Below are 6,065 nucleotides of genomic sequence, written 5' to 3'. Positions count from 1 at the left end.
GTATTTTAAAGTCCCAAAAGCCTTTCGATCCAACTTATTTGCTCGCTACCCCTTGACAGATCAAGACAGTATCTACGTTCGGCGGTTGAAACCGCAACTACACTTGCCTTGCCTCGGCGCAACGCGAGACTTTAAAAAAGGAGATTTAAAACCGGATGTCATGTAAAAAAAGTCGATCGCCCTGATTCATTGTTGCATTCTCAACCAGCTAAACACCTGTTCGGCGGTGATATTCAGGGGAATCATTTCTGGAACAGGAACGACATCGCTACCTTCGCAGAATTGCGGTTGTTGGTTGGGCAAAAACGCTAAAATCGATCGATCGTCTGGATCAACTAGCCACCCCAACTGACAATTATGTTGCAGACAGTGAATAATTTTTCTAGTTACGCGATTTGAGCTTTGTTGTGGCGAGAGAATTTCGATCGCCCAATACGGTGCAATTCGCACATCATCCACTGGTTCGCCGCTCTCATCAAATTGAATCTGTTCCCACAATAGTACCGCAATATCTGGAACAATCGAGCGACCGCCAAACGTACACCGCAACTCTGGAAAAGCGTAAGCTATCTTGGGTTCCTCTACCACTTCATTAATGACACGCAGGAATTGCCCCTGGAGACGAGAATGTTTAGTTTTCGGCATAGGTTTTTGGATAATTTCCCCCTCAATGTATTCGCTAGCAGGTTTAGTTTCTGGCAGTTTCAAAAATTCTTCCAGGGTGAAGCGCCTAGTTGCGACTGTCATAAATAAATTCCTCAATTCTACCTATCTTCAGTGTAATTCAAAAATTATTTATTTTGCATAATAATGGTGTTACATAGCCTAATTTTGCGGAACAATCTGTTGTTTAAATTCAAACAAATTAGGATTTGAAGGGTCATAAAAAGCCCGCAACCAATGCACGTTGGGAGAACCAAAAGTTTCAACTCTCGTAAAATTTTTCATTCTCGGTAGTTGAGTCTCATCAGTAAAATAGGGTAAAGGTTTATCGATGCGGAAATAGTGAGTATCGCCGTGGACGAATACAACCTGCCCTGGGAAATTGCCTGTTTCTGTTTCCAGAGTTGCGATAAAATCGTTGTAGCCGCTTCTTCTTTTGTCCGTCGGATCGAGTTCAAATCCCGGATTTGCCTGTGCAACTAACACAATTCCTTTGCTGTTGCTGCGTTTGGCTAAAGCAAAACATTCTTTGATCCAGGCTAAGTTAGCCCAATTGCGATCGGCATATTCTGCATCGCATTCGGGAGTGCGGCCAAAATTGTTGTTGCTTCCCGGCATATTAATCGCCAAAAACACAACTCCATGATAAATCCAGCGAACATTTTCGCGGTATTTAGCAAACTGCGGGTTTTCGCTTTGACGGGTGAGAGTTAAGGTGCGCTTTCCCAAAGTTTGATTACGTTGGTTGAAGATTTCCCGCAGTTTAGCGAGTCTTTCTACTGGATCGTAACTGCCGTTATTTGAACGGTGGCAATCTGTCCATTCATTATCGCCATAAACAAGAATAAACGGCATCTCAAAATTGTCAAATAACTGCTTGCGGCTGACAAAAGTTGCATCATCGCAGACACTAGAACCGTTTTTAATATCGCCGTCGTGGACTACAAACGCTGCGGGCGATCGATTAATATCTGCAATCAAATTCGGAAATTGTGCTTCCTGTTTGGCACTGTAGGGCAAATCGCCAATTAAGGCAAATTCAAAAGGTTTATCGCCAGAAGTTTGAGCGTAAGTTAAAACACCAAAACTTGTAATTAATAAAAAAACAATAAAGGCAATAATTAGATAGTTTTTTTTCATCTATTTAGCCGTAACTAATTTAGTTATGATACCATATAAGCCGAAAAATCACTCTCAAAAATCATGAATTTTAGTCGGTTGCTTTCGGTAATTGCCATCCTTTCGATCGCAGGCTGCAATATCCAAACGCCACAAACCAACACACAGCCTACAGAAAGTCGTAGCTTGCGGGGCGGGACGCCATCGCCAATTGCAGCTCCTGTTCCCCCCGAACCAAAGTCTGAGATCAAAGAAGCAACACTAATTGCTGTCGGCGACATTATGATGCACAGTACGCAAACGCGATCGGGCTACGACGCAAAAAATAAAACATACAATTTTGACAGTTTCTTCGCACCAGTTAAAAGTATCTTGTCAACAGGCGATTGGGTGATCGGAAATCTCGAAACACCTTTAGCGGGTGAAGATGCGGGCGGATATACGGGATATCCGCTATTTAACGCACCGGCTCAATTAGCGGATGCGACTAAAAAAGCCGGATTTAATATCTTGACAACCGCCAACAATCATGCTTTAGATCGTGGAGAAAAAGGAGTAATTAGGACGATAGCCAATCTGAGCGATCGCAAAATTGCTTCCACAGGAACAGCCACATCAGCCGCCGCAGCCGATCGCACTTTAATCAGCACCAAAAACAACATTTCACTAGCCATGCTAGCCTACACCTACGGCACAAACGGCATTCCCATACCCAAAGGCAAAGATTACTTAGTTTCCCTAATCGACGAAAAAAAGATAGTCAAAGACATTGCCAAAGCCCGCAAACAAGGAGCAGATATTATCGCAATTTCCCTGCATTTTGGCGACGAATATCAGAGACAGCCAAACACCCAACAAAAACAATTAGTGGAAAACCTATTAAAAGCTGGTGCAGACATCATTCTCGGCAGCCATCCCCACGTCGTCCAACCTTACAAAATTTTTAACTTCCCCGGCAAAAATGCCAAAACTCGCAAAGCTGTAGCAATTTATTCAATGGGAAACTTCATTTCCGGTCAGAATAAAAAATATACAGACTTAGGCGTAATTTTGCAAGTAAATATTCGCAAAACCTTTCCCGAAAAGACCACAGAAATTACCAGCATCAAAACCTTTCCGACTTGGGTACACCGCTATACTCAGAACAATAAAACGAACTATCGAGTTTTGCCCTTAGAAACAACTGTCAGCCAGAAAAAAGATGCACTGCTAGCAACTTCACAGTATCCTGTTTTATCAAAATATTTGCAGGATATGAACAATCATCTTAACTCTTTGAATAGTCCGAAAAAATCCAAATAATTTGGCATTGAGAATTGGGAATTGGGCCTTAGTTATTGGAATTGGAGGCCTAGCCTAGAGATTTGTATTCCCAGGCAGTGCTCATTGCTAAGGTAACAGCTTAAGCTAGGAAAGCAATCATGTATCCAACGGAAGAGGGTGTAGTGGAGTAGAGCGACTTTTCTTTTTGTGATTATATTCTTCCGATACGCCAAGATAATCAGATGGTTGATATCTGCCGAATATCTCAGCGAAAATGTTAGGCAATTTTCGATAAGGAGAAACACCCATATCTTTAAGCATGATGTCAATATATTGTTGGAAGCGAGTGTTGGTCGCACAGGATCGCGAAGGTTCAAATTGAATATTTGCGCGTTTCCACTGGCGGATATATTCAATACTTTTTTCCATATTTTCGCTGGAAGGTAACTCAAGTTCACCACGCAAGTAAGCACACAGCCATTGTGTGGCAATCTCGACTGCTGGCACGTGCATATATCCATGATTGAACCCGGCAAAGGCAATACCAGGAATGCGAGGATGAAGCAAGTGGCGATATAATTGCACGCCATCGGGTTCGGTTTCCAACATTTTTCGATATTTATCAGGCAAAAATGGAAAAATAGGCGTTTGCGAACCCAAAGATAGAACGACTAAATCGCATGGAATCTCGCAACCATTTTTCAACTTTACTGCTTCTTTTGAAAAACCCGATAATTCTGCACGGTGGGGCGAGATTTTTCCTTCTGCAATAAACGGATAGTAATTTTCAGGCGCAACCGCTGTGGCTGAACGTAAATCAGGCAATAGTTTGTGATTTGGTTGTACAGCTTTGATGCGGCGCTGGGCCTCTTGATCTTTTCCAGAAACATTTCGCTGAACTTGAAAGTGAAAGATGGATGCAATCAAATCCCAAAAAGCTGAAACAATGAAGCCAAGGCGATTGTGCAGGAAACGTTCAATGGCGGTTGGATGTGCCCAACTTGTCATCATCACTGTTCCAAAACGGCTGAATAATGCGTAGGTAAAATGTACGCCCAAAATCCATTCGGGGATAAGCCAGCGCGGTGTACGAAATACATGATTTACTTGCGCGCCTTGTTTTGCCGCGAAAGTCGCCATATCCAAGGCGCTTTTTCCGAAGCCAACGATTACAACTCGTTGATTATTGAATACATCAAGCGTGTGGACATCCCGTTCAGTGATGATTTTCCCAGCGAAATCTTCGATACCTGGAAATTCAGGTTGATACTTTCCTTCTGTATATTGCCCCACTGAGATAACAACGTATCCAAATAATTTTTCGTGAACGCCATCCTGGTTTTTATATCTTAATAGCCAGCCATCTTCTGTTTCTTTTAATTCGATAACTTCGTGATTTAACCGCACATCAAGCTTTAGATGGTTGACCGCTTGCCCCCAATAATTCAGGATTTGTTCTCCGGTGGGATGTAAATCAGGGGTGAATGGCCAGGGAAAATCTGATAAATGATACTGTTCCCTGATATTTTGCAGGTGTACGTTTGGGTATGCAAGTGCCCATACTCCGCCCATCTTTTCGGATTTCTCAAAAACAACTACTTGGAAGCCATTTTTTTTGAGAATATTGGCTGTCGTAATGCCTGATATTCCCGCGCCAATAATGGCAATTGGCATACCGTTTTTGTATTGCATATATTTGAGTCTCCTGATTCGGTAGGGTTATGAGAGTAATTATCCTGACGGAGTGACAAAAAACCGGACAGCCTTGCACTCAGAATAGTTTAAATCGATCGCTCTCAAAAAGACAGAGGCGTTTTCACCCCGTCATATCCGCGACCTTAACCCCAACTGCTGATAGTAGCTTAGTTGGTTATAGACGCTTGGGGGAGAGGAATCCTTGCAGTCTGGCTGCTACAACCTGAGTTGAGGCGACCTGGCACATTCCGATCGCCCCAAGGATGTAACTAATAACTAATAACTGCTTAATTAACCAAGCGATCGCCCCTTCAACATCAGCCGCCTGCTCAACATCGGGAATCTGTGGCTGCTGCACCATCACCACCGGAAGTCCCAGTTCCCTAGCGGCAGCAATTTTAGCATAAGTAGCACCGCCGCCGCTGTTTTTGCTAACAATTGTATCAATTTGATATTCTAATAGTAGTTGGCGCTCGTCCTCCCATGAAAAAGGTTCCCTTACTAATAACAATTTACCATTAGAAATAAAAGTATTTAATGCAGGAGGATCGATCGCCCGAATCAAAAACCAAATAGTCACTGATGTAGGGTGCGTCAGGGAAAACGATATTACCCGAAATCAGGGTACGGCAGTGCCGTTTCCCTACAAATCGGGCGATCGTTACATCCGATTCGGTTGATTTTACCCCTTACCCGAAATTAGGACACCGCAGTGCCGTTTCCCTACAATTAACCGGGCAATCGTTATATCCGATCGCGCGATCGCCCAGAACTCCGTAAGATTATGATAGAGTTCTTTTCTATAATTCTCACAGTGAGGACAAACTATTCTTGACGCTAAAACACGAGCGTTGAAAGTAAATTTATCCCTCAATTTGAGTACAAGTTTCTACCTTGACTCCAGGCAAGTCTAATGGATAGTCTAAATAAAAATTCATCACTCTAACTGCATTGATTGCTATATTTTACGCCCTAAACTCAGAAGAGCCTTTCCTTCTGCCTCCTGCCTTCTGCCTCAAAATTCCAATTTCTAGCTTGGCTGCTTTCATTGAGATTCTCCCTACATATCTTCGGGATCTGGTGCGATCGGGCGATCGACAAAATTGCTGTAGGGAAAGCGCACTACCCTTTCCTGACTGCCGTTTGCTTACCCGCAGTTTTTTTAAAGTCGCATAAATTTTCAGTAAATACCGATCTACACACTCGCCCAACCCACAGTTAAAATATACTCAATAAAAAATAGCTCCTCCTAGGGCGTAGGTACAGTATTAGAACTTGACAAAAGTAGGAAAGCATGATAAGTGAATTTAGGAGCTTGTTAAATC

The 6,065-nt window shown here is 42.9% G+C and carries 5 protein-coding genes; 1 reads left to right on the top strand and 4 read right to left on the bottom strand.

From position 1 onward, the window contains the following. Positions 1-186: 186 nt before the first annotated feature. Complete coding sequence (locus QUA36_RS30460; protein WP_333460076.1) at positions 187-747, bottom strand: Uma2 family endonuclease; 561 nt, start codon at positions 745-747, stop codon at positions 187-189. A gap of 78 nt (positions 748-825) precedes the next feature. After that, a complete protein-coding gene (locus QUA36_RS30455) occupies positions 826-1,803 on the bottom strand; it encodes a hypothetical protein (protein ID WP_333460075.1) in 978 nt (325 codons plus the stop codon). A 63-nt stretch (positions 1,804-1,866) separates the two neighbouring features. On the opposite strand from QUA36_RS30455, the gene QUA36_RS30450 reads away from it, so the two are divergent. After that, positions 1,867-3,084 carry a CapA family protein gene (locus QUA36_RS30450; protein ID WP_333460074.1) on the top strand — a complete coding sequence of 406 codons (1,218 nt, stop codon included), beginning with the start codon at positions 1,867-1,869 and terminating at the stop codon, positions 3,082-3,084. A gap of 117 nt (positions 3,085-3,201) precedes the next feature. Here the strand turns inward: QUA36_RS30450 and QUA36_RS30445 are convergent, their stop codons facing one another. Together QUA36_RS30445 and QUA36_RS30440 are read right to left on the bottom strand one after the other, a co-directional pair. After that, the gene (locus tag QUA36_RS30445; protein WP_333460073.1) at positions 3,202-4,737 is read right to left on the bottom strand and encodes an NAD(P)/FAD-dependent oxidoreductase; all 1,536 of its coding nucleotides are present in this window, start codon (positions 4,735-4,737) and stop codon (positions 3,202-3,204) included. Between the two features lie 178 nt (positions 4,738-4,915). Further along, positions 4,916-5,320, bottom strand: coding sequence for a precorrin-6A/cobalt-precorrin-6A reductase (locus QUA36_RS30440; RefSeq protein WP_333460072.1), 405 nt, complete (start codon positions 5,318-5,320; stop codon positions 4,916-4,918). Positions 5,321-6,065: the final 745 nt, after the last annotated feature.

This window comes from Microcoleus sp. Pol10D4, assembly GCF_036701555.1.
Classification (GTDB): domain Bacteria; phylum Cyanobacteriota; class Cyanobacteriia; order Cyanobacteriales; family Microcoleaceae; genus Microcoleus.
Note: the sequence above shows the minus strand (reverse complement) of the source record. Positions and strands in the feature narration are given on the sequence as shown.